The 25,277-nt window shown below is 31.2% G+C and carries 23 protein-coding genes; 10 read left to right on the top strand and 13 right to left on the bottom strand.

Annotation, left to right across the window (positions count from 1 at the left end; translation table 11 throughout):
* A complete protein-coding gene (locus AC5SL9_RS02340) occupies nt 1-891 on the top strand; it encodes a DMT family transporter (RefSeq protein WP_271564593.1) in 891 nt (296 codons plus the stop codon).
* Nucleotides 892-895: 4 nt separating this feature from the next.
* Here AC5SL9_RS02340 and AC5SL9_RS02335 read toward each other — a convergent pair whose 3' ends face one another.
* The 6 genes from AC5SL9_RS02335 to AC5SL9_RS02310 form a co-directional block, all read right to left on the bottom strand.
* Entirely contained in the window at nt 896-2,221 is a 1,326-nt protein-coding gene (locus AC5SL9_RS02335; RefSeq protein WP_006997052.1) for a TRAP transporter large permease, read from the bottom strand.
* Nucleotides 2,221-2,880 (bottom strand): TRAP transporter small permease subunit, encoded by a 660-nt coding sequence (locus AC5SL9_RS02330; protein WP_494574283.1) that lies wholly within the window; start codon nt 2,878-2,880, stop codon nt 2,221-2,223. Before AC5SL9_RS02330 ends, AC5SL9_RS02335 begins: the two co-directional genes overlap by 1 nt.
* 87 nt (nt 2,881-2,967) lie before the next feature.
* A complete protein-coding gene (locus AC5SL9_RS02325; protein ID WP_494574282.1) occupies nt 2,968-4,059 on the bottom strand; it encodes a TRAP transporter substrate-binding protein in 1,092 nt (363 codons plus the stop codon).
* A gap of 177 nt (nt 4,060-4,236) precedes the next feature.
* Nucleotides 4,237-5,163: a 3-hydroxyisobutyrate dehydrogenase gene (gene mmsB, locus AC5SL9_RS02320; RefSeq protein WP_006997055.1), complete on the bottom strand. Its 927-nt coding sequence runs from the start codon at nt 5,161-5,163 to the stop codon at nt 4,237-4,239.
* Nucleotides 5,156-6,676 carry an aldehyde dehydrogenase family protein gene (locus tag AC5SL9_RS02315; RefSeq protein ID WP_006997056.1) on the bottom strand — a complete coding sequence of 507 codons (1,521 nt, stop codon included), beginning with the start codon at nt 6,674-6,676 and terminating at the stop codon, nt 5,156-5,158. Before AC5SL9_RS02315 ends, mmsB begins: the two co-directional genes overlap by 8 nt.
* Nucleotides 6,676-7,452: an SDR family NAD(P)-dependent oxidoreductase gene (locus tag AC5SL9_RS02310; RefSeq protein WP_006997057.1), complete on the bottom strand. Its 777-nt coding sequence runs from the start codon at nt 7,450-7,452 to the stop codon at nt 6,676-6,678. Before AC5SL9_RS02310 ends, AC5SL9_RS02315 begins: the two co-directional genes overlap by 1 nt.
* Before the next feature lie 124 nt (nt 7,453-7,576).
* Here AC5SL9_RS02310 and AC5SL9_RS02305 point away from each other — a divergent pair, with 124 nt between their 5' ends.
* Nucleotides 7,577-7,993, top strand: a complete 417-nt coding sequence (locus tag AC5SL9_RS02305) for a winged helix-turn-helix transcriptional regulator (protein WP_494574281.1) — start codon at nt 7,577-7,579, stop codon at nt 7,991-7,993.
* Nucleotides 7,994-8,000: 7 nt separating this feature from the next.
* On the opposite strand, the gene AC5SL9_RS02300 is transcribed toward AC5SL9_RS02305, so the two are convergent.
* Nucleotides 8,001-8,747, bottom strand: a complete 747-nt coding sequence (locus AC5SL9_RS02300) for an FKBP-type peptidyl-prolyl cis-trans isomerase (RefSeq protein WP_494574280.1) — start codon at nt 8,745-8,747, stop codon at nt 8,001-8,003.
* 88 nt (nt 8,748-8,835) lie between these two features.
* Between AC5SL9_RS02300 and AC5SL9_RS02295 the strand changes: the two genes are divergently transcribed.
* The 6 genes from AC5SL9_RS02295 to AC5SL9_RS02270 all read left to right on the top strand — a co-directional run bounded on the left by AC5SL9_RS02295 (nt 8,836) and on the right by AC5SL9_RS02270 (nt 14,612).
* Complete coding sequence (locus AC5SL9_RS02295) at nt 8,836-10,431, top strand: GMC family oxidoreductase (protein ID WP_006997060.1); 1,596 nt, start codon at nt 8,836-8,838, stop codon at nt 10,429-10,431.
* Nucleotides 10,431-11,021: a TerC family protein gene (locus AC5SL9_RS02290; protein WP_011281998.1), complete on the top strand. Its 591-nt coding sequence runs from the start codon at nt 10,431-10,433 to the stop codon at nt 11,019-11,021. The genes AC5SL9_RS02295 and AC5SL9_RS02290 overlap by 1 nt, the downstream gene beginning before the upstream one ends.
* The gene (locus tag AC5SL9_RS02285) at nt 11,022-11,780 is read left to right on the top strand and encodes an SDR family NAD(P)-dependent oxidoreductase (RefSeq protein ID WP_006997062.1); all 759 of its coding nucleotides are present in this window, start codon (nt 11,022-11,024) and stop codon (nt 11,778-11,780) included.
* Entirely contained in the window at nt 11,765-12,565 is an 801-nt protein-coding gene (locus AC5SL9_RS02280) for a M23 family metallopeptidase (RefSeq protein ID WP_018414037.1), read from the top strand. The genes AC5SL9_RS02285 and AC5SL9_RS02280 overlap by 16 nt, the downstream gene beginning before the upstream one ends.
* Nucleotides 12,565-13,341 carry a fumarylacetoacetate hydrolase gene (locus AC5SL9_RS02275; RefSeq protein WP_278387130.1) on the top strand — a complete coding sequence of 259 codons (777 nt, stop codon included), beginning with the start codon at nt 12,565-12,567 and terminating at the stop codon, nt 13,339-13,341. The genes AC5SL9_RS02280 and AC5SL9_RS02275 overlap by 1 nt, the downstream gene beginning before the upstream one ends.
* A 119-nt stretch (nt 13,342-13,460) precedes the next feature.
* Nucleotides 13,461-14,612, top strand: a complete 1,152-nt coding sequence (locus AC5SL9_RS02270; RefSeq protein ID WP_494574279.1) for a M24 family metallopeptidase — start codon at nt 13,461-13,463, stop codon at nt 14,610-14,612.
* Here AC5SL9_RS02270 and AC5SL9_RS02265 read toward each other — a convergent pair.
* Together AC5SL9_RS02265 and AC5SL9_RS02260 are read right to left on the bottom strand one after the other, a co-directional pair.
* The gene (locus tag AC5SL9_RS02265) at nt 14,609-15,901 is read right to left on the bottom strand and encodes an NAD(P)H-dependent oxidoreductase (protein ID WP_006997066.1); all 1,293 of its coding nucleotides are present in this window, start codon (nt 15,899-15,901) and stop codon (nt 14,609-14,611) included. The genes AC5SL9_RS02270 and AC5SL9_RS02265 overlap by 4 nt on opposite strands.
* A 14-nt stretch (nt 15,902-15,915) precedes the next feature.
* The gene (locus AC5SL9_RS02260; RefSeq protein WP_011281993.1) at nt 15,916-16,530 is read right to left on the bottom strand and encodes an arylesterase; all 615 of its coding nucleotides are present in this window, start codon (nt 16,528-16,530) and stop codon (nt 15,916-15,918) included.
* On the opposite strand from AC5SL9_RS02260, the gene AC5SL9_RS02255 reads away from it, so the two are divergent.
* A complete protein-coding gene (locus AC5SL9_RS02255; protein WP_494574278.1) occupies nt 16,529-17,194 on the top strand; it encodes an ABC transporter ATP-binding protein in 666 nt (221 codons plus the stop codon). The genes AC5SL9_RS02260 and AC5SL9_RS02255 overlap by 2 nt on opposite strands.
* Nucleotides 17,130-19,715, top strand: coding sequence for an ABC transporter permease (locus tag AC5SL9_RS02250; RefSeq protein ID WP_006997069.1), 2,586 nt, complete (start codon nt 17,130-17,132; stop codon nt 19,713-19,715). Before AC5SL9_RS02255 ends, AC5SL9_RS02250 begins: the two co-directional genes overlap by 65 nt.
* On the opposite strand, the gene AC5SL9_RS02245 is transcribed toward AC5SL9_RS02250, so the two are convergent.
* From AC5SL9_RS02245 to xsc, 4 genes are read right to left on the bottom strand one after another with little or no spacing between them, the layout of a single operon-like run.
* A complete protein-coding gene (locus AC5SL9_RS02245) occupies nt 19,716-21,020 on the bottom strand; it encodes an NAD(P)/FAD-dependent oxidoreductase (RefSeq protein WP_494574385.1) in 1,305 nt (434 codons plus the stop codon).
* A 4-nt stretch (nt 21,021-21,024) separates the two neighbouring features.
* Complete coding sequence (locus tag AC5SL9_RS02240; RefSeq protein WP_006997071.1) at nt 21,025-21,774, bottom strand: SDR family NAD(P)-dependent oxidoreductase; 750 nt, start codon at nt 21,772-21,774, stop codon at nt 21,025-21,027.
* Between the two features lie 15 nt (nt 21,775-21,789).
* Nucleotides 21,790-23,391, bottom strand: a complete 1,602-nt coding sequence (locus tag AC5SL9_RS02235) for a flavin-containing monooxygenase (RefSeq protein WP_494574277.1) — start codon at nt 23,389-23,391, stop codon at nt 21,790-21,792.
* A 39-nt stretch (nt 23,392-23,430) separates the two neighbouring features.
* Complete coding sequence (gene xsc, locus AC5SL9_RS02230; RefSeq protein WP_494574276.1) at nt 23,431-25,215, bottom strand: sulfoacetaldehyde acetyltransferase; 1,785 nt, start codon at nt 25,213-25,215, stop codon at nt 23,431-23,433.
* Nucleotides 25,216-25,277 lie beyond the last annotated feature (62 nt).

Here is a 25,277-nt window from a genome sequence, read left to right as displayed (position 1 = left end):
ATGCTCTTTCTTAAAAAAAATATTGGTTACTTGGCAATGTTTCTTGCTGTAATTGGTTTTGGCTCAGGTCCTCCGTTTGTAAAACTTGCTCTAGAAGAATTTCAAATTGTTGATTTACTAGCTGTAAGGTTTGCAATTGCTTTTTTGCTTATGTTAACTTTTGCTTTAATAATGAGAGTTGACTTGTCAATTAAAAAAATAGGTCTAGCACCTTTCTTGATGGGTTTACTAAACCCTTTTCTTGTAACATTAGCATTCCATGTAGGTTTAATGCTTACGTCGCCTATTAATGGTGTTGCTATTATAAGTACAATGCCAATCATGCAACCTTTTGTTGCTAAAATATTTTTAAATGAAAAAATTGAGATAAAGGTTTTAATAGGAGCTTTTATAACAATTATTGGAACTTATATACTCTTATCAAGTCAAACTATTATTGGTCAGGGAAATTATATTGGGGACTTTATTATTTTTGCAGGAATGACTTTGGCTTCAATTAATGAAGTTATTGGTAGAAAAAAAATGCAAACTAATGTTAACCAGCTAGGTGTAAATACTTACCAATATTTTACTGGTTTCATTTTATCATTTTTAATATTATTTATTATTTGGCCTAACTCTACCTTTGGATATTCATTTCATTTAGAATTTACACCATCAGTAATAGCTGCAATCACTTTATCTTTTATAACTTTTGGTTCTTATTTATTTTATAATTATGCCTTGAGAAGGGTTCCAATAGGAAGAATTAGTCTTATGTATCCTTTAACAGGGCCCATAGGAGCTTTATCTGCCTGGGTAGTAATTGATGCAGAAATTACATTAAATATATTTATTTCATTGGGAATTATTTTAGTTGGAACTGTAATTCCTTATATAAATAAAAAATAAACTCTTAAGGGTACATTACACTAGGTAACCAAAGTGCAATTTGAGGAAATGCGATGATCAAAATTAAACCTAAAAGCTGTATTCCCATAAACTGCATCATACCAAGATAAATATCTTTAAGTTCCCATTCTGGCACAACACCTTTTAAAAAATACGCAGATAGAGCTACAGGTGGAGATAACCAGGCGGTCTGTAAATTCACAGCTACAAGTATTGCAAACCAAGTCAAGTTGAAGTCTAATTCTTTAATCAATGGAACAAATATTGGTAATACAATAAGAACTATTGGTACCCACTCTAAAGGCCAACCTAACAAGAAAATTACTGCCATTAGTATAGCTAAAATAACATATCTGTTAACTTCTAAGTTTAATAAAAATTCAGTTAATAAAGATGGTGTTCCTAATTTTGAAAAAACTGCTCCAAAGAAATTCGATGCAGCAACTAAAAACATTATCAATGCAGTAATCTCTAAAGTTTTAATTAAAGAATTTTTTAAAGTTTTTAAAGTTAATTTTTTATATGCTAAAGCAAGTAATAAAGATCCAATAGCTCCAATACCGGCACCTTCAGTAGGTGTTGCTAAACCAAATAATATGCTACCTAGAGCAAAAAATACTAATCCCGCAGGCGGTACTAACCCTAAAAAGAATTCTACCCAAACTTTACCCATACTTTTTGGTTGCATACTTTTTGGTAAAATTGGACCAAGTTTTGGATCAAAATAACATCTAACAGTGGTGTAAAGAGCATAAAGAACTGCCAACATTATTCCTGGAATTATTGCTGCAGCAAATAAATCTGTTACTGGGATTTCTAAAACAGGCCCCATTACTACTAACATAATGCTTGGTGGAATTAAAATTCCAAGAGTTCCTCCGGCACATATTAAGCCTGCAGATAATCTAGTATCGTATCCAGATTTAATCATAGTTTTACCTGCCATGATTCCAAGAATTGTTACTGATGCTCCAACTATTCCTGTTGCAGCAGCAAAAATTGTAGACACAAACATAACTGCATAAAATAATGCGCCCCTTGTTCTAGATAGCATTAATTGTATGGCTGAAAATAGTCTTTCCATAAGACCTGCAGATTCCATTAATATGCCCATAAATATAAAGAGTGGGACGGCAACCAGCGTACTTTCCGTCATAATCATATTAAACTGTAGGGTCATTAAATAAAAAACTAACTTTCCAAAACCCCAGTAACCAAACACAAGACCTAAAAATATTAATGTAAATGAAATAGGAAAACCAATAAAGATAGCAAATAGCATTACTCCTATCATTATTGCTCCAATTAATTCTTGTGAAAAAATTTCCATTACGGCCATCTACCTTTCAGAAACGCATAATATGTTTTAAATAATTCTGATATCCCTTGAATTAATAACAAAAAAGCTCCAATTGGCATGCAGCTTTTTAATGGCCACATTACTGGCATCCAAGTAGTATCCATTGCTCTTTGAATTCTAACTTTTCCATCTAAGCATTCTGCTAAAATAGATCTCCCACATATAGAAGTATAAGCATAATCAAAACTTACCCAAAAGAAGACTATGAAACCTGGAAAGAAGAATAATAAATATAAGAATAGATCTACTTTTGCTTGAGTTTTAACATTCCAATTTCTATATAAAAAATCAGCTCTTATATGAATACCTTTTGATAATGCGTAACCAGCACCCAACATAAAAAATGCTCCTGCAATCATTCTGGTTACATCATAAGCCCAAAGAGTTGGTCTATTAAAAAAATGTCTACCAATAACTTCAAAAGTCATTGCAAAAATTAAAGGAATTACCATCCAGCAAATTACTTTACCAATTCTCAACATGTTAAGGTCGATAAACTCTATAGTTTTTGCCATCCAAGGAGCCATGTCCTTAGGCATTTTTAAACTAGTTCTACGTTCCGCTATTAACTCATCAGTAATATCTAGAGTTTCTTTAACGCCAGCTGAATGAGATTTTTTTTTGACCATTTTATTAATTAGTAATGTCGATTAAATTTTTTTTACTTTAAAAAAACGGGAGCTTAAAAATATTAAGCCCCCGTTTAAATTATCTATTTACTTTTGCGCTTTTGCAAATGCAGTTCCAATTGATGCATCAGATGTTTCCATTTGAGCAATAAAAGGTACTACGATTTTTGCGTGAGCAGTCATGTGCTGGTAAACTTCATCAAAGAACTTATTTTCTTTTGAGTTCTTTAGAATAGTAGCTTTAGCAGCAGCCATATATTCAACAAAGTAATCAGCTGGAGTATCATGAAGTATAACACCATGTTTGGTAGTTAATTCAATCAACGCTTTTCCATTTTCAACAGCTCTGTTTGTAATGTTTCTAGTTATCATCGCTTCAGAAGCAATTTCCATTGCATATTTTTCTTGGTCAGTTAACTTATTATAAACATCCTTGTTGAAGAACACGTCTCCATTTACAACGTTTTGGTGTAAGCCTTGAAGGTAGTAATTTTTCAATACCTTTTGGAAACCAAATACTAGATCTGGTTTTGGACAACACCATTCAGCAGCATCGATTGTTCCTTTTTCAAGTGCTGGTAGAATATCTCCACCACCCATTGAAACTGATGCAACACCAATGTCTTTGTATGTTTGACCAGGAATTCCCGGAGGAGTTCTAAATCTGTATTTTCTGAAATCAGCCATACTGTTGATCGGCTCTTTGAACCAACCTAAAGCCTCTGGACCAGAAGATGCCATAACAAAACCTTTTACGTTCATACCCATTTCATCCCATAGTTGATCGTATAAAGCTTTTCCACCGTTATCAAAATACCAAGCTAACCAAGATTTAGTACTTAAACCAATACCACCACCTGCAACTGGCGAACCAAATAACATTGCAGCAGGGTGATAGTTAGACCAGTAGTGAGTCCAAGCAGCACCACCATCAACAAGACCCTTGTCAACAGCTTCTAATGTTTCTTTAACACCTACAACTTCTCCAGCTCCTAGAAGTTCAAATTTTAATGAACCACCAGTAAGGCCAGTAACTCTTTCAGCCCACATTCCTACGATTTGCGCATCATAAGAAGTTTTTGGAAAGGTCATTTGTATTTTTAAAGTTTTAGCAGAAGCAGAAGCAATAATAGATACTGCAAATACTAAACTTAAAATCAATGATGTGATTTTTTTCATGTTTATCCCTCTCTGTTTTTTTATTTAGTCTTAATAAATTTGAAATAAACATTATTGTAGGAGAAAAGTAAACTTAAAATAAGTTAAATATAGACGATACAACCTATAATATACTACAATCAATTGAATTGTTTGGTATACTTTTAATACTGTTAAGTAAATTTACAAATATTGTTTTTATTTATTTCCTTTTGGATCAAATGGATAATTCCAAGCATCACCACCAATCATTTTAGATATACCTGAATAGTCAGTGTCACTATCACCCTCATCACAGAATTTTGAAAAAATTTCTAAAGCAGCTTTACCTAATGGTGTAGAGGCATCTACAGACTGAGCGGCATCCATGGCTAGCCTTAAATCCTTTCTCATCATTGATGCTGTAAAACCTGGTCGGTATTTATTATTTGAAGGAACTCCATCAGTAAGATTTGGTAAAGGTGTATAATTAGTCATAGCCCAATTATTTCCTGAAGCTGCTTTTATTATTTCATGAACCTTTTTAATATCCATTTTTAATCTTTTAGCTAACATTAAAGATTCAGATGCTGCTATCATAGAAATTCCTAAAGACATATTGTTGCAAATTTTTACACCTACTCCACTTCCTTGAACACCTGCATGTAAAATTTTTTGTCCCATAATATCAAATAAAGGTTTTGCTAATGCTACAGCTTCATCACTTCCACCAACTAAAAAATTTAATTTTCCAATTCTTGCTCCCATCACACCACCAGTAACTGGTGCATCTATCATTTTAATTCCAAGTTTTTTTGATTCATTACCTAGCTCTAGAGAAGTCTCAATATCAATTGTTGAGCAATCAATTATCAAACATTCTTTTGGAATTTTATTTAATATTCCTTTGTCTCCTAAATAAAGAGATCGAACATGCTTTCCCTCTGGTAGCATAGATATAACAGTACTAGCGCCATCTAATAATTCATCAATAGTGGATACAACATTTAAACCTGACTCTTTTGCAATTTTTATTACCTCTGGTGAAACATCAAAAGCTTTTACTTCTTTGCCAGCTTTTACTAATTGATCAGCCATAGGGTTTCCCATATTTCCAACACCTATAAATGCAATGTGATTAGTCATCTAAATTTGATTTACCTCTATTAATTAAAACTGTTTTACTTTGTGTAAAGTGGTTAATCATACTATCAAAAGCATATTCTTTACCTAAACCACTCATTTTAATTCCTCCATAAGAAACATTGGCTCTTGGAGCAACGCATTGATTTACCTGAACAAAGCCAGCTTCAATTTCATCTACAAATTGCAATGCTCTAGATAAGTTTTGAGTCCATAAAACGGCTGATAAACCAAAAGGTGTGTCGTTAGCGCTTTTCATAACTTCATCAAAACTCTTAAACGGAATTGCGCAAGCAACAGGGCCAAATACCTCTTCTTGACATACGGGAGATTCTACAGGAACGCCTGACAATAAGGTTGGTTCATAAAAGAAACCTTCCTTATAATCTCCTCCTTTAGGTTGATTGCCACCATGTAAGACCTTTGCAGATGATGTTTTTTTAGCAATGTCCATATAATGTAAGGTTCTTTTGAGTTGTTCATTAGATATTATTGCGCCAATATCAGATTTACTATCAAGTGCATTTCCCATCTTAAGTTTACTTAATTTAGAAACTACACCTTCTAAAACTTTATCATAAATTTTTTCGTGTATATAAACTCTTGATCCTGCGGTGCAAGCCTGTCCTTGACGAGTATACCTCATACCATCAATTACGCCTGGTATTGCTATATCTAAGTCAGCATCACTCATTATAATATTTGGATTTTTTCCACCTAATTCTAATGTAACTGGACATAATTTTGGAGCAGCTTTTATTGCAATAATTTTTCCAACAGAAAACGATCCTGTAAAAGTAACCTTTCTAACTTTAGGATGATCAATTAATGGTTCACCACACTCTTCTCCATAGCCTGAAATTACATTTAAAACTCCAGGAGGAAGTTCTTGTTGTAATATTTCACATAAGAGTAAAGCACAAAGTGGTGCTTGCTCAGCAGTTTTTAACACTACAGTATTTCCCGCTACAATAGCTGGTGCAATTTTTGCAACAGTCAAAAATAAAGGAGCATTCCAAGGAATAATTGCACAAACAACTCCAATTGGATCTTTGGTTGTGTAATGAATTGTATTTGGAATGTTTGGTGGATAATTTTCACCTTTTATTTCTCCTGCAAGTCCAGCAAACATATGAGTTAATTCAATTGATGCTGCTGTCTCCGGTATGGCTTGAGTTCTAAGTGCGTTACCAGTATCTAAAGCTAATAATGTTTCAATTTCATTTTTTCTATCTTCTAATTTTCTAGCAGCAGCCGTCATTATTTTACCACGTTCTCTCGCAGGTACTTTTTTCCATTTTTGAAATGCAGCTTCTGCTGCATCAACCGCTATATTCACATCAACCTTATTGCACTGTGGAGCTTCACCAATATTTTCACCTGTACTTGGATTTAATACGCTAATTTTAGCTTCAGCTTTAGCAGGTGACAATTTTCCATTAATTAAAATTTTATTAGATAATCTTTTTGCATTACCTAGTGCTAGTTCTAAATTATTTTTAAAATCATCACTCATTAATTACTTATTTCACCTTTTCTAGTTTTTGCTGCTAACCATCCACCATCAATTTTTATTTCAGATCCATTTATAAAATCTGCATCATCGCTAGATAGAAAAACAGCTGCACCAGATATATCAGATGGCAAACCCCAACGTCCAACTATAGTTTCTTTGCCCCAAGCTTTACCGTGAGTAGGATCTTCAGCAAATTTTTGATTGAAAGGTGTTGAAATTAACCCAGGACAAATAGTATTTACGTTAATATTTTTCCCAGTTAAATCGACCGCTAAGGCTCTCGTTAAACCTAGTATACCAGATTTTGCAGCAACATAGGCTACTCTATCAGGTCTACCCATAAAACTTGCAATAGATCCAAAATTAATAATTTTTCCTTTACCATTTTTTATCATATGAGGAATAACAGACTTACAGCATAGATATGGTCCGGTTAAGTTTACCGATATCATGTCATCCCATTGCTGTTTTGTATGATCTAGAATATTGTTAATATGTCTTATACCAGCATTATTAACAAGAATATCAATCTTACCAAATTTTTTAATAGCAACATCAGCCATGTTATTTGCACTATCTTCTTCGGCAACATTTGTTTCTACAACAATTGCTTCACCATTATTACCTTGAATTTTTTTAGAAATTTTTTCACCATTTTCAATATCCATTTCAGCTATAACAATTTTTGCTCCCTCACTTGCTAGTCTTACACAAATCTCTGCACCAATTCCTTTTCCACCACCTGTGACTATTGCTATTCTATCTTTTAGTTTCATTGAAATCCTGTTATAAAAATTTTTAATTTTAATTAAGTTATTACTTTTTAAAATATTAATCAAAAGAATTATTAAATATAAAATTTTTTTGGTATTAAAACTAAACTAGTATATTAAACATACCATGGTAAATAAATTAGAAATAAATAAAGATCCATTAAATAATGCTTTAAAATTAATTAGTGGAAAGTGGAAAATTAAGATACTTAAAAAGTTAATTAATAAACCAATAAGATTTGGTAAACTTAAGAAAGATTTAAATACGATAACTGCTCAAATGTTGTCTAAACAATTAAAAGAAATGGAGAATGACACTCTAGTAAAAAGAAAGGTTATTAAATCAAACCCAATAACTGTTGAATATTCTTTAACACAATTTGGCAGCTCTAGCTTACCAATAATTAGAGCTTTAATTAAATGGGGAAGTATTAATAAAAGGAAAATGTCAAGCGTTATTGGAAAAGACCAGGAAAGAGCAATTGATTTATTAAATGATGAAATTAGATTTAAAAACTTACAAAGAAAAAACTTTTATGGATAGAATGATATTACTTATGAGGGCCAAGTTTTTTATTTTCACTCTGCCAAGCTTTAATTCCACCTTTTAAAACCGAAACATTAGTAAAGCCCAAGTCTTCAGAAAATGAATTAGCCAACATTGATGCCGTTTCTCCATCATGACTTATAAAAATCAAATTAACATCTTGAGATTGAGAAGCAGCTAGTGCTCTAATTTTATCCATAACATACACTTGAAATTTACCATTTTTATCAAAAGCTGTTTCTGGGAATGAACCTTTGATAACACCTGTTTTATCCCACTCTTCTTCTGTTCTAATATCAAGTGCCACGGCATTATTTTCAATCATGTCTATTAACTCATCTGATGAAACTGATTTATAACTAGGATCTAAAACGTCAATTACTTCAAATTCAAATATTAGATCTGTATTAGGTGGTATAATATCTCCACCACCCTTTTTTCCATAGGCTAATTCAGCTGGAATTTTAATTTTTCTTTTAGTTCCTTTGGTAGTTCCCATTATTCCTTGTTCAAAACCAGGAATTACCTCTTTCATACTCATTTGTACTACTAAAGGTCTATCTTTACCAATATTTGTATCAAAAACTTTTCCATTTTCAAATGAGCCTGTGTATTCAAGCTGAACCCAAGAATGCTTTATAATCTTTTTTCCCGTACCAGGCTTATCATTAATAATTTCAATTTCAACAGACTGAACGTGAAATGATAAAGATAAAAAAATTGTACATATAAATATTAATATTTTTTTCATTATTTTGTAGTTGTTCAAATATCAGAAATAAATATGCTTTTCTATATATTATTAGATTATTAATAAAAATTAATTTATAAAAATATATATGGATAATTTTGACTACATTATTATTGGAGCTGGATCAGCAGGTTGTGTTCTTGCAAATAGATTATCTGAAAATCCAAAAAACAAAGTCCTTTTAATTGAGGCTGGTGGTAAAGATAATTACCCATGGATTCATATACCAGTAGGATATTTCAAAACTATGCATAACCCCAATGTTGATTGGTGTTATAATACAGAACCGGATGAAACTATGAACAATAGGTCCATAAGGTATCCTAGAGGAAAAACTCTTGGAGGTAGCTCATCTATAAATGGTCTACTTTATGTTAGGGGTCAACACAGAGACTACGATGTTTGGAGGCAGCTAGGAAATAAAGGCTGGAGTTGGGAAGATGTATTACCTTATTTCATCAAAGCTGAAAATCAAGAACGAGGAGAAAGTGAATTTCATGGTGTAGGAGGTCCTTTGTCTGTTTCTGACCAACGAATACAATTGCCTTTATTAAATCAGTTTCAAAAAGCGGCTGAGGAATTTGGAATTCCAAAAACTAAAGATTTTAATACAGGAGACAATCATGGCTGTGGTTATTTTCAAGTAACAGAAAAGGATGGCTTTAGATGTAGTACTGCTGTTGGTTATTTAAACCCAGCTAAGAAAAGACCTAATTTAAAAATAGTTACAAAAGCTCATGTTAAAAAGATTAATTTTGAAAACAAAGTTGCTAAAGAAGTTGAGTATTGGATTGAAAATGAAATATTCACTGTAAGTGCAAATAAAGAAATTGTCTTATCTTCAGGGGCAATAGGTTCTCCACAATTATTACAAGTATCTGGAGTTGGAAATTCAGATAAATTAAAGGAACTAGGAATTGAAATGGTGCATGAATTAAAGGGTGTAGGTGAAAATTTACAAGACCATTTAATGTTTAGACCAATATATAAAATACAAAATATAAAATCTCTTAATAAAAAAATTAATAGTTTATTTGGTAACTTGTTAATTGGATTGGAATATATCTTTAATAGAAGTGGGCCCATGACTATGGGTGCAAGTCAAATGTGTATGTTTGCAAAAAGTGATCCTTCATTAGAGCTGCCTGATTTACAATGGCATGTTCAGCCAATGAGTATGGATACATTGGGAGCTACCAAAAACCATGATTTTCATGGTTTTACTCCAACAGTTTCACAAATTAGACCAACTAGTAGAGGTCATATTAGTATAACAGATAAAGACTCACGAACTTACGCAAAAATAAAAATGAATTATTTGTCGACAGATGAAGATAGAAAAATTGCAGCAGCTGGTCTTAAATTAACAAGAAAAATTGTTTTAGAATCTGAGACATTTAAAAAATTTAGCCCAGAAGAATACCGACCTGGAATTCATTTAACAGAAGATGAAGATATTTTAAAAGCAGCAGCAGATTATGCTCAAACTATTTTTCATCCTGTTGGAACATGTAAAATGGGTCAAGATGATATGGCCGTTGTTGATGATCAGCTAAAAGTTCATGGAATTAAAAATTTAAGAGTAATAGATGCATCAATAATGCCCAATATCACCTCTGGAAACACTAACGCACCCACAATAATGATTGCAGAAAAAGGTGCTGATATGATACTAAGCAGCTGATGTTTGCAGAATTATTCGGGCCTGAACAACTTATAATTTTAGGCCAAATTATATTTATCGATTTAGTATTAGCTGGTGATAATGCCATTATTATTGGAATGGTTGCCTCTAAATTTCCACCCGAACAAAGAAAAAAAGTAATTTTTTGGGGGATAGGTGGTGCAGTAATTTTAAGAATTATCTTAACCATGTTAACTGCTTATTTATTACAAATAACAGGATTAAGATTAATAGGAGGATTGCTTCTTCTTTATATAGTCTACAAACTCTATACAGATGTAATCAAAGGTCAGTCAGGTGATGAAGATATTAAAGTAGATAATTCAAGCTTTATGAAGGCTATATGGACAGTTTTACTTGCTGATTTTACGATGAGTTTGGATAATGTTTTAGGTGTAGCTGGTGCTGCTGGTGATCACTATGTATTATTAATATTTGGTTTAGCTTTATCAATAATTCTTATGGCAACAGCTGCTACTGTAATATCAAGATGGATTAATGAATATAAATGGATAGCCTGGATTGGTTTAATTGCTATACTGGTTGTTGCTATCGAATTAATTTATACTGATTTAAAGTTATTTATTTAAATGTACTTACAAAAAATAAATCTTAAAAACAAATATGCATTAGTTACAGGTGCAGGTAAAGGATTGGGAAGAGCTTGCTCAATTGCTCTTGCTGAAGCTGGAGCTACAATCATTGCTTTAAGTAGAACTCAATCAGATCTTGATAAACTTGAAAAAGAAATAAAAAAGATAAAAGGTAAAGTTATCAAAGTTAATTGTGATGTAATGAATTATGAAGATCTTAAAGAAAAACTAGATAAGATTAAGATTATAGATATTTTAGTTAATAATGCTGGGACAAATATTCCAGAACCTTTTGAAAAAATTAAACAAGAAAACATGAACTACTTAGTAGATTTAAACCTTAAAGCTGCTTTTAATGTTGCTCAATTAGTTGTTAAAAAAATGTTAAAGAATAAAAAAAGAGGTGGATCTATTATTAATATGTCATCTCAACTTGGTCATGTTGGAATGTCTGGTAGAAATGTTTATAATATGACAAAATTTGGTATTGAAGGTTTGACTAAAGGTATGGGTGTTGAGCTTGCAAAAAACAATATTAGAGTAAATACAGTGGCCCCTACTTTTGTAGCAACACCGATGGTTAAAAGATTTTTTAAAAACAAAGAATTTAAAAAACTAGCTTTAGGCAATATTCCTATGGGAAAATTAGCAACAGAAAGTGATGTTGCAACAAGCGTTTGTTTTTTAGCTTCATCCGCTTCATCGATGATTACAGCCACATCAATCCTAGTAGACGGTGGATGGACAGCAAAGTAATATATAGATTACTTTCATTAGTAGCGTTATTTTTTTCAACTCAATCTTTTGCAGTAGAGTTTCAGGGAAAATTCATTCAAGGACATTACATTATTGGAAAAACTGAGCCTGGTTCATCAATTTTTGTAGATAAAAAAAAAGTTAAAGTCACAAAAGATGGTTATTTTGCATTTGGAATTGAAAAAGATAGAAAATTTGACATTACAATTACTGAAAATAATAACAAAATTATAAAAAAAATTAAAAAAAGAAAATATAATATTCAAAAAATTGAAGGCTTACCTAAAAAAAAAGTTACACCACCTGAAGAATTTTATGCAAGAATAAAAAAGGAAAACAAATTAATAGCTGATGCAAGAGAAATTGAAAGTGACTTACAGTTTTTTAAAGAAAAGTTTATTATCCCAGTTGATGATGCAATAATTACTGGTGTTTATGGTAGTCAAAGAATTTTAAATGGCATACCCAAATGGCCTCATTACGGTTTAGATTTTGCTCAAAAAAAAGGCACACCTGTTAAAGCAATGAATAACGGTGTTGTTACTCTGGCTGAAAAAGACTTATTTTATACAGGTGCAACTTTAATATTTGACCATGGTCATGGTGTTTCAACTCTCTACATGCATATGGATGAAATTTTTGTAAATGTAGGTGATCATGTTAAAAAAGGAGATATCATTGCTACAGTTGGTTCCTCTGGTAGGTCAACTGGACCACATCTTGATGTAAGACTTAATTGGTTTGGTACTAGACTAGATCCTGCAACTATATTAAACATTCAATAATGAAAAAAACCATATTAGAAAAAACAGCAGATAAATTAGTTAATGCTTTTGTTAACAATAAAATAATTGCACCACTTCCAATAAAATTTACAAAAACATTAAGTGAAGCTCAAAAGCTAAGAAAATTATGTGAGAGTAAAGTTAAAGATCCAATAATAGGATTTAAAGCTGCAGGGACAGGTATACCTGTCATGAAAAAGCTTAAAGAAAAAAAACCTTTCTATGCTGCAATCTTTAAAAAGAATTTTATAAAAAGTGGAAAAAAAGTAAAAATTAATAAATCAACTTTAGGGATAGAACTTGAGGTTTGTTACCTAATTAAGAAAAACTTTTTCTCATCAAAAGGATTAATTACAACGAAAAATATAACAAAACATATTTCTCACATGGCAGCTTGTATTGAGGTTATTGGTTACAGGCAAAAGAAAAAAGGCATTACTAGTTTTGGAGATTTATGTAGTGACTTTGGTGCTAATGTTAAGTTTTTAATTGGGCAAAAGAAAAAATATAAAAAAATTAATATTGGAAATTTAAAGACAAATATTGCTAATAAAAAAATTGGACAAAGCGTTAATGGAAATACAAATACCGTTTATATAAACCCATTAAACTCACTTAGATTTGTTTTGAATGAGTTAAAAAAAGATAAAGTCACTCTTGATAAAGATTTTTATGTATTTACAGGATCGACTGTTGGTGTTGTTCCAATCCTAGGTAAAGGTCTTTATACTGGAAAAGTTGATCAACTAGGTTCAGCTAAAGCTATTATTCATTAATTTTAGATTATCATTTAAAAAACCTTAATAATTAACAATAATTTGGGTTCGTTTTACTAAAAAAAATCTTAATTTAAGGCTACTTGTGCTTAATATTTTTAAAAGTTATAGTTTTTATTATGGCACTTCATTTTAGCAAACAAGAATTTGAGAAAAGAAAACTGGCTACATTAAAATCAATGAAAGAGCATAATCTTGATGCTCTTTTAATGTTTCGTCAAGAATCTATGTTTTGGCTTACAGGCTACGATACCTTTGGTTATGTTTTCTTTCAAACATTAATATTGGACAATAAAGGAGATATTATTCTTTTAACAAGGGCTCCAGATTTAAGACAAGCACAAAATACATCAAACATTGAAGATATAAGAATTTGGGTAGATAAAGACCAGTCTAACCCTACAGATGATCTTAAAATTATTTTAAACGAATTAAATTTAAAAGATAAAAAAATCGGAGTTGAATACGAAGCTTACGGTATGACAGGTCGTAATGCTTTAAGACTTAATAAATCGCTAGAAGGTTATTGTGAGGTAGAAGATCAATCAGAATTAATCACCAAACATAGGGTTGTTAAATCTACTGAAGAAATTGTTTATGTAAAAAAAGCTGCAGAACTTGCGGATCAAGCGCTTGATGAGGCTTGGAAATATGCAAAAGCTGGTGCTAGTGAAGCAAAAATTTTAGCTGAAATGCAAAGAGTTGTTTTAGAGGGTGGCGGTGATTATCCAGCAAATGAATATATTATAGGCTCTGGACACAATGCATTATTATGCAGATATCAATCTGAGAAAAGAATTTTATCAGATACTGATCAGTTAACTATTGAATGGGCTGGAACTTATAAACATTATCACTCTGCAATGTTTAGAACTATTCCTATTGGTAAAGCTGATCCAAAGCATATTAAGATGCATGAGTCTTGTCTTGAGGCTTTGACTAATTGTGCAAAAACTCTAATACCAGGAAAAACTGCGGGAGATGTATTTGATATACATGCTAAAACTTTTGATGATCTTGGGTACAATAAATCAAGAATGAATGCTTGTGGCTATTCATTAGGGACAACCTTCTCACCCAATTGGATGGACTGGCCAATGTTATACACGGGTAATCCTTATGTAATAACTCCTGGTAATGTCTTCTTCATGCACATGATATTGATGGATTCAGATAGTAAACTTGCTATGAATTTAGGTGAGACCTATTTAGTGACAGAGAATGGTAATGAGAGATTAGGTAAGCAAAAGTTGGATTTGGTTGTTCTTTAAATTAAATCATATTGATACTGTCTAGCTTTAACAACATCTTCTGGAAGATCTAACTCCACATCATCTAATCTTATAGATTGATCTTTATTAATATCTTTCTTAACAATTGCTCCATCTGTTAAACCAAGAGGTAAAATTTTTTCATCTTTTGATTTTTTAGAAGTAATTAATTTCCCTCTAGCACAAAAACCACCCTCACCGTCTAATCGCTCACCAATTTTCAAATCTTTTTTGGCATAAGCTGCAACATCTGCATTATAATTTATAGTTTGTCCTGTTGCTTTTTGATCAAGTGCGATTGCATATATTGATTGAGCAAGTTCTAAACCAATATAATGATATGGCCTCCATATAGCTGAATAACTGCCAGATGAATCGGTCACCATTCCATAATCTTTAAAGCAATTTTTGACATATTGATTTTGAGCTTTAATTACTATGTAAACACCCCATCTAAGATCGTTTGGAATATCTTTTTGATTTAAATCAATGCTAGATATCACCTCTACTTGACCTTCATAATCAATTAATCCTCCTTCCACTTTTGGAATTAATTTTTTAGCAATGTCATAAACCCCAACAGGTGGAAAAGTTAATCCATTACTTGGACATTTTAAATTTGATGCATTACTGACTGCACACATTTCAATTGCAGATTTATCTCCACATAAAAAACTATTAAACATTTTAGGATTCATACCAGATTCAATTTCAGCACGTTCTTTACTTAAACCGTAGTGACCCCAAACCGTGTCTGGTGTTGAATATTCAAAATCTGGGTGGTACTTCGTTCCTTTTCCTGCACAAACTACAGAAAAACCGTTTAACTTAGCCCATTCAATCTGTTCCATAATTAATGAAGGTTGATCACCATATGCCATTGAACAAATAACATTGTTTTCTTTTGCAAGATCAGCAAGGTATTTCCCACAAGTAACATCAGCTTCAACATTTACTAATATGATGTGTTTTTTATTTTTAATAATCTTTACAGCATGAACTGTTCCTATAATTGGATTTCCAGTAGCTTCTATAAAAACTTCAACATCTCTATCAAATGCCTCATCTAAAGTAGTTACAAAATTTATTTTATTAACTGTCTCTGTAGTTAAACCGCTCTTAAGACAGTTTTTTTTGGCGTTATCAATATTAATATCAACGATAGTATCAATAGTAATTTTTTGTAATTGATTGTATTGAGCAAGAAACATGCTTACAAATTTTCCACAGCCAATGAATGCAACTTTTATCGGTTTTTTTCTGGATTGTAGTTTAGTATTTAAAAACATTTTATCACGATATACTATTTTTTTATAAAATTGATGATACTTTTTGTAAGTGTATCACTTATAATTATAGTTCCTTTTTCATTTGGGTGCATACCGTCTTCTTGATTAAGTTCAGGTTTTAAAGCAACTCCCTCTAATAAAAAAGGAATTAAATTTAACTCATATTTTTGAGCTAAACTTGGATAAATATTATCAAATTTTTTTTTATAACTAATTCCATGAGTTGTTGGTGCAATCATTCCTGCTAAAATTATTTCTATATTTTTTAATTTTGCTGTTTGAATAATTTTTTCTAAATTTTTTTCAGTCTCGATTGGGCTTATTCCTCTTAACATGTCATTAGCACCCAATCCTAAGATCATTAAGTCAATATTCGGTTGAGATAAAGACCATTCAACTCGATTTAATCCTCCAGCAGATGTGCTTCCAGATACACTTCCATCAATAATTCCAAGATCATAACCACTATCATTAAGGTTATTTTGAAGGACAATGGCTAAATGTTTTTCCTGTGGAAGACCATAGCCTGCCATTAAGCTATCACCAAATAAGATAACGTTTTCTAGAGCATTGACGTTTATGCTCACTAGACAGACGGCAATAATTTTAATAATAAATCTTTTAATCATGGATGGTCTTCTTAAGCTAAAAAACGTTAATCTTAAATACCAAACTGGTAATGATACTATTAAGGTTTTAAAGAATATTAATTTAGAAACTAAAAAAAATGAGTCTATTTCAATAGTGGGTGAAAGTGGATCTGGAAAAACTAGCTTAATCATGCTTGCTGGGGGACTAGAGAAAGCAACCTCTGGTAAGATATTTTTTGAAGATCAAGAAATATCTAAAATGAGTGAAGATGAAGTTTCTAAAATTAGAAGAAAAAATATTGGTATTGTTTTTCAATCTTTCTATCTTATTCCAAATTATACTGCTGTTGAAAATGTTGCTCTAACCTTAGAGTTAAATAATTTAAAAAACCCTACTGAACGAGCCAAAGAGTTGTTGGATCGATTTGGACTAAAAAATAGATTTAATAATTTACCTAGTCAACTTTCAGGTGGTGAACAACAACGTGTAGCAATTGCTAGAGCTATAGCCATGAAACCTAAGCTAATTTTGGCAGATGAACCTACGGGAAATTTAGATAGTGAAAATTCACAAATGATTGCAGATATTTTATTCAAATATATTAAAGAAGAAAAATCATCTTTAATTATGGTCACCCATGACCCAAAACTTGCAAATAAAGCAAAAAGAAAAATTAAAATCAAAGATGGAAAAATTGTCTAAGCTTTCAGAGTACAAGTTAACTTTGATATATGCCTTAAGAGACTTGAGTAGAAATTATAAAAAAATTTCTAGTATTATTCTAACACTTTTTATCAGCCTATTTATTTTAAGTTCAATTTTCACCATTGAAGATAGTTTGAATAAAGAATTAAATAATAATTCAAGAGCACTTTTAGGTGGAGATATTGAAATTGACTATAATCGTAATGTTGGCAACTTAGAATTAATTAACCAAGTTAAAGAATTTGCTACTGTTTCACAAATGGTTGAGTTTAGCACCATGATCTCAACTACCAACCAATCTAAAAATAAATCAATATTTTCTAGAATTAAAACAGTAGATCAAAATTACCCATTATTTGGCAAGGTAGGTTATGAACCAAGTGGTGCATTTGAAAAATTACAAACTATAGAGAATACAATCCTTGTTAATGAAAACATTTTCAAAAATCTCAATTTAAAAATTAATGATAAAATCAAAGTTCAAGATCAGTTATTTACTGTAATTGGTATCGTAAAATCAGTACCTGATATTGGGGGTGCTTTTGTATTTGGTGATTTTGCTTTAGCTGGCAAACAAACATTAGAATTATTAAAACTTAATAATCTAGGGAGCTTTTTAAATTATGAGTATAAAGTAAAATTTAATGAGGGAGATAATCCAAATACTTTATCTAAAAAAATTGAGCAGTTATTCAAAAATGAAAAGAAGGTTAGAATTAGATATCACGAAAAATCTGACGGTCCTTTAAAGAGAATAATTGATAATTTCTCTCAATTCTTATCTCTTGTATCAATCAGTGCAATGTTAATTGCAGGAATTGGAATTGCTAACACTCTACTTTCATTCATTAATCAGAATAATATGTCTATTGCAGTTAAGAAGTCTTTAGGCTTTTTCTCAAAGGATATAAAGATAGTCTACTATTTACAATTGCTCATTCTACTATTCATAATATCAACTGCCGCCTACTCTTTTAGTTTCTTTCTAGTCCCTATTGTTGATGTTTATCTGTCAGCTGGTCTTGGATTAAATATTGAAGGTAGTTTTTCTATTCTTAATTATTTCAAAGTTTTTTTAGTAGGGTTATTAGTATTAATCATATTTTCTATACCAACCATTAATGCAATTGATCAAGTTAAGGCATCAAACTTATTTAGAAATGTATTTCAAAACCTTCAATTTTATTATTCAAAAAAATCAATTCTTTTAAGTCTGTTACTATTATCAATTCTAATTTCTTTATTTACCATCGGTTCTGCTCGACCTGTTTATAGTTTGGGTTATTTTGGAGCTTTCTTTGTTTGTTTATTAGTCTTCTACTTATTATCAAACTTAATCATTAAATTGTTTAAAGGACTTAAAGAGCATCCAAATATTTCAATTAAAGTATCAGTTAAAAATATTACTCAAACTAAAAGTATTACCCCTATAACTATTATGTCTTTAGGTTTGGGGGTCACTTTACTATTAACTTTAGCTTTTGTAGGTTCAAATTTTAAAAGAGAAATTGCTAAATCTATACCAGAACTTGCGCCTGATTATTTTTTCATTGGTATTCAAAGTGATGAAAGACAAATATTTGAAGATTTAATTTTTGACATGGATAAAGAAGCTAACCTTGAAATTGTTCCAATGGTTTCAACAGGTATTGTAAAAATAAATGGAATAGATCCAAATACTTATATCGATTCAAGTAATGATAGCCACTGGGTGATCAGAAATGACAGAAGGTCTTCTTGGGCTGATAAAGTTTTAAAAGATAACCCAATTGTAGAAGGCAAATGGTGGGATCTAGATAGACCTGATAAACTTCAAATTTCACTTGATAGTAAAATTGCTAAAGATTTTGATATTAAAATTGGTGATATTTTTACTCTTAATATTTATGGACGTGAAATTGAAGGTGAAATAGTAAATTTTAGATTAGTAGACTACAGAGATTTTTCTATTAACTTTGCAATGTTATTAAATCCTCAATTTGCAAAAAATATACCTCATGAATATTTGGCTACTTCAAAGTTTAAAAGTTTAGAGAATTTTAACGAAACTGCTTTACTAGATAAAATGCCTAGTCTTTCTATTATAAAAATTACTGATTACTTGGAGAAAGTAACAGATCTTTTAAACAAAGTGTTTATTGCTGTAACCGTTATCTCTGCAATAACTATAGTCATTGGTTTAATTGTCATTTCAAGTGCAATTATAGTTCAGGGTAAAATTAAAGAATTTCAAAATTTAATATTCAAAATTTTAGGTTTTTCCAAAGTTGAGGTTATACTTTCTTCAATTATTGAGTTTTTTATAATATTCACATCCATAATTCTAATAGCTCTCTTTTTTGCGGTCATAGGTTCACAATTTATCATTGAAAATATTTTTCAAATCACTTGGAAGTTTGATTTAGCAATATTTTTACAGGTAACTATTGGAATTGGGCTTGCAACATTAATCTTAATTATGATTACTAATTTTAAGTATTTAAGCCCTAAAGTTTATCCACTTATAAGAAATCAATAACTACACATCAGATCGAGATCTAAACCTCTCAAACATCAATCTTGTTTTAACCCCAATATTTAAAAAAGGCTGAGGTGGAAGCCAAGTAGGTTTAGTTCTAGATTCTATTATATTAATTTCATCACTATTTTCATTACTTGCTTTAATTGCTATCTGTTCACCAAATAAAGTTCCAACTCCAATACCAGAACCGTTATAGCAGCCTGCCACAAAAACATTGTCTTCTACTTTTTCAAAAATTTGTGAACTATTTCTAGTTCTAGATACAACCCCAGACCAACTAGATTCAATAATATTATCTGCTAAACTTGGAAATCTTTTTTTTATTCCAAGTTTTTGAGTTAAAGATCTTTCATCCAACTCTGTTTTAGACATTTTAAAAGGACTATGAACTTCAGCAGTGTTTCTAATTAAAATTCTTTTATCTTTTGTCATTCTAATGGTTGCGCCCATTGGTCTAATAGGTAGCACACCCCACTCTCTAGGCTCACCAATAGACTTAAATTCTCTATCAGTTAATGGTCTTGTCATGCTTGCAGTTAAAGTTAAGGGAAAATTATAATTTTTTTTTACACCAAGTGATTTTAAAAAACCATTAGTACAAAAAATAATCTTTTTAGTAATTATTTGATGCTTATTAAATTTACAAATAATTCTATCAGTATTTTTTGCCCATTCATTTAGCTGAGAATTCTCAAGCAACTCAACATTATCAGGTAAGGTATCAATCATAGCTCTGACTAATTTTCCCGGATGCAATAACACTCCACCTTTGGTATAAAGGGCAAGGTTATAAAAATTTGTACCTAATCTTTTACTTAAATCATCTTTTTCTAAAATATTATGTCCGAAGTTTAATTTTGACAAAGTTTTACTAAAATTTTCTAATATCTTTCTATCTTTTTGATTTGATGAGGCAAAATATTTTCCACTTTCATTCCAATCACAATCTACCTGATGTTCTTTAATAAACTTTTTTACAACATCAATTCCCAATTTATAAATGTCTGTTTTCTTTCTATAATTAGAAAGTTCTTTGTTAGATGTGAAACCATCATTAAGTGTAGTATCGACTAAATAACCAGAGTTCCTTCCACTTGCACCCTCACCTGCTAATTGAGCATCTACAACAATAATTTTTTGATCTGGATGAAGTTCTGATAATTTTCTAGCAGCAGACAAACCTGTATAACCAGCACCTACTATTAACCAGTCACAAGATTTATCTTTATCTAAATTTTTTATATTAGATCTTCTATCAAGGTCACTAATCCAGCTACAGCCTAAGTCGTTTACTATCCTCATATTTTTAGTATGTTGCTCTTCCGCCCGTAAGATCATAAACGGCACCAGTAGCAAAAGAATTTTCTTCACTAGAAAGCCAGGAAACTAAAGAGGCTAACTCTTCAACTTTAGCAAATCTTTTTCTAGGAATTTTTGAAAGCATATAGTCTATAAATTCAGGTTCCATTTCATCAAAAATTCTTGTTTTTGCAGCTGCAGGTGTAACACAATTAACAGAAATATTTTTATCAGCTAATTCTTTTCCTAAAGATTTAGTTAAAGCGATAGTTCCAGCTTTAGCAGAACTGTAACATGCTGCAGTTGGGTTTCCTTCTTTTCCAGCATTTGATGAAATGTTAACAATTCTTCCATAATTATTTTTAATCATGTGAGGAACAACAGCCTTACAGCAGTAGTATGTTGCTGTTAAATTAATTTTTAAAATCTTTTCCCATTCATCAATTGGGTAATCCCATGTATTTGCATTTATCCCATGGTATCCAGCGTTGTTAACAAAAATATCTATCTTATTACAAATCTTTAAAACTTGTTTGATGCCTTCTTTAACTTTTTTATAATTTGTTATATCAATTGGAAAAGCATAACATTTCTTTGAATTTATAATTTTTATTGCGTCTTTAGTAGCTATTGAATCTATATCCCAAATTACAACAGTTGCACCAGATTCTATAAAGCGTTTTGAAATAGCCAATCCAAAACCTTGAGCTCCTCCAGTTACTACTGCAATTTTATTTTTTAAATCAATTTTATTCATAATTATTAAATAATTTTAATGCTTATCAAAATTAAAACCTTCATAGTTTTTTAAAACAATGTCTTCACAAATCTTTTTATACTTTGGAAGTCCAGATGGATAAGGCATAAAAACTTTGGGTTTTCCTTCAATATTACCACCATACAACCATGAGCTTTTAGACTCTGGTATTAATGTTTCTTCTACAGCTTTATCAATTACCCCTCTCCACTTTAAAGAGTAATCATTATTAGTTTCAATTGTTGAATATTTATTTTTTTCCATATGTGAAATACAATCAGTTATAAACTCGACATGTTGCTCTATAGCCATTGGAACATTTGTTAATACTGAGGGACTTCCAGGTCCGGTAATGGTAAAAAAATTAGGAAATCCAGGTATCTGTAGACCTAAATAAGTTAATGGACCATTTTTCCATAATTCACTTAGTTTGATATTATTTTTACCCACCATATCAATTGATAATAGTGCACCTGTAATAGCGTCATACCCTGTTGCAAATACAATTATATCAAATTCATAGTTATTTTCTATGGTGCTGATTCCAGTTTCAGTAATTTCTTTTATTAAATCTTTTGAAATATCAATTAATTCAACATTATCTTTATTAAAAGTTTCATAATAATCTGTATTTAAAGTCGGTCTTCTAGTAGCAAATGGATAATTAAAGTCTGTCACAACTTTGGCATAATCTTTGTTTTGCATCGTTGCTTCTACTTTTTCTTTAATAAAATTAACTACTGTTTTATTGGCATCCAAATTTGTTGTTATATCCTTAAAAAGACCACGAAAACCCAAACCACCCTTTTGCCACCCGTTTTCATAAATTTTTTTTCTATCTTCATTACTGACATCAAAAGTGGACTGACTTGAAAAATGAAAAGCGTGACCAGTTGGTGTTGACTTAATTAAATCTCTAATTTCTTGATAATTATCTTTTATCTTTTTCTTATATTTATCATTAACAATTTCATTTCTTGCTGGAATACTAAAATTTGGTGATCTCTGAAAAATTGAAAGCTTCTTTGCTGATTTAGCTATCTCGGGTGCCAACTGTATTCCAGTAGAACCAACACCAATTTGTGCAACTCTTTTATTTTTAAAATCTACACCAGTATGAGGCCATTTTCCTGTATGGTACCATTTACCTTTAAATTTTCTTAAACCATTTATTTTTGGAATGTTTGCTGCTGATAAACAGCCAACAGCACTAATTAAATATTTGCATAAAAAAGTTTTGTCTTTATTGGTTTTGATGTTCCATAAATTACTTTTTTCATCGAAATGTGCTTTAATAACTTTATTATCAAAAAGCATATCTTTTTTTAAACTTAATTTTTCAACAACATAATTTAAATATTCTAATATGATGTCTTGCTTTGAATATCTTTCTGGCCATGACCAATTTTCAAATATCTCTTTTGAAAATGTAAAGTTGTAAGTATGACTTTCTGAGTCACATCTGGCCCCTGGATATCTATTCCAATACCAAGTACCACCTAAGTCCTTACCTGACTCAATTACTAGAGTGTTAAGTTTTAATTTATCTCTTAAGCTATGTAATTGATAAATACCTGAAAAGCCTGCACCAATTATTATAGCATCATAACTAACCATAATAGAATATTATGGTATTTTATTTGATATTAAAACAATTTATGAAACTAGCGAAGGTTGCTTGATCATGTCTTCTTTTTTGATCCCTGCAACTTTAACTGGTTTTTTCATAGCATCTCTTCTGAAAGGCTCTCCCAGTTCTTGGTTAAGAATTACTTCAATAAATGTTGTAATCCCTTTCTTTTGATCTTCACATGATTGCTTGATAGCAGCAGTAGTCTCTTCCATAGTTCGAACAGTGACACCTTTTAATCCACAAGCATCAGCAACTTTTGCATAACTTAATTCTGGATCAAGCTCTGTTCCAACGAAGTTATCATCAAACCATAAAGTAGTATTTCTTTTTTCAGCACCCCATTGGTAATTTCTAAAGATTACCATTGAAATTGCTGGCCATTCTGGTCTAGCACATGAGCTCATTTCGTTCATGCTAATACCAAATGCACCGTCACCTGCAAAACCAATTACTGGTGTATCAGGACATCCAATTTTTGCTCCAAGAATTGCTGGAAAACCATAACCACATGGACCAAATAGTCCTGGTGCTAAATATTTTCTACCTTTTTCAAATGTTGGATAAGCATTTCCAATTGCACAGTTATTACCAATATCACTTGAGATAATTACATCATCAGGCATACCTGCTTGAATTGCTCTCCATGCTTCTCTAGGAGACATTCTGTCTGCATCTCTTTTTCTAGCTTCTTCATTCCAAACTGTACCTTCATCATCATCTTCGTGATCTAAACTTGATAACTCTTGTAACCAAGCAGATTTAGTTTGGTGAATTGTATTTTTTCTCTCTTCTCTATTTGTATCTCCTGCTGTTGGAGAAAGTTGAGCTAAAATTTGTTGAGATACTAATTTTGCATCGCCACAAATACCAACTGTAACTTTTTTAGTTAAACCAATTCTATCTGAATTCATATCAACTTGAATGATACTTGCATCTTTAGGCCAGTAATCCATTCCATAACCTGGTAATGTTGAGAAAGGATTTAATCTTGTACCAAGTGCAAGAACAACATCAGCTTTCTTAATTAATTCCATTCCAGCTTTTGATCCATTGTATCCTAATGGTCCTGCAGCTAATGGGTGACTTCCTGGAAAACTATCATTATGTTGATACCCAGAACAAACAGGTGCATCTAATTTTTCAGCTAATTTTTTACAATCTTCAATCGCTCCACCAATTACAACACCAGCACCAGATAATATTACTGGAAACTTAGCGTTTGATAATAAGTCAGCTGCTTTTTTAATTGCATCAACTCCACCCGCTTGTCTCTCAAGTCTAACAATTGGAGGAAGATCAATATCAATAACTTGCGTCCAATAATCTCTTGGAACATTTATTTGTGCTGGAGCTGATCCTCTGATCGCTTTTTCAATTACTCTATTTAATACTTCTGCCATTCTTGAAGGGTCTCTAACTTCTTCTTGATAACAAACCATATCTTTAAATAAATTCATTTGCTCTACTTCTTGAAAACCACCTTGACCCATAGTTTTATTAGCAGCTTGCGGTGTTACTAAAAGTAATGGTGTGTGGTTCCAGTATGCAGTTTTAATTGGTGTTACAAGACCGGTAATTCCAGGACCATTTTGAGCAATAACCATTGACATTTTACCAGTAGATCTTGTGTAACCATCGGCAATTAATCCACCGTTTGTTTCATGAGCAACATCCCAAAAAGTAATTCCAGCGTCAGGAAAGATATCTGAAATAGGCATAAAAGCTGAACCGATAATTCCGAATGCGTGTTCAATTCCATGTATTTGTAAAACTTTTACAAAAGCTTCTTCTGTTGTCATTTTAGTCATAATAATTAGGCCTTCCTGCTTAAGTTGTTAAAAAAATCTATAAATAATTTGTTAATTTTTAA

It is taken from the genome of Candidatus Pelagibacter sp. PS_37 (assembly GCF_059417825.1).
The sequence above is the reverse complement of the archived record's forward strand: the minus strand, read 5'-3'. Positions and strand labels throughout refer to the sequence as shown.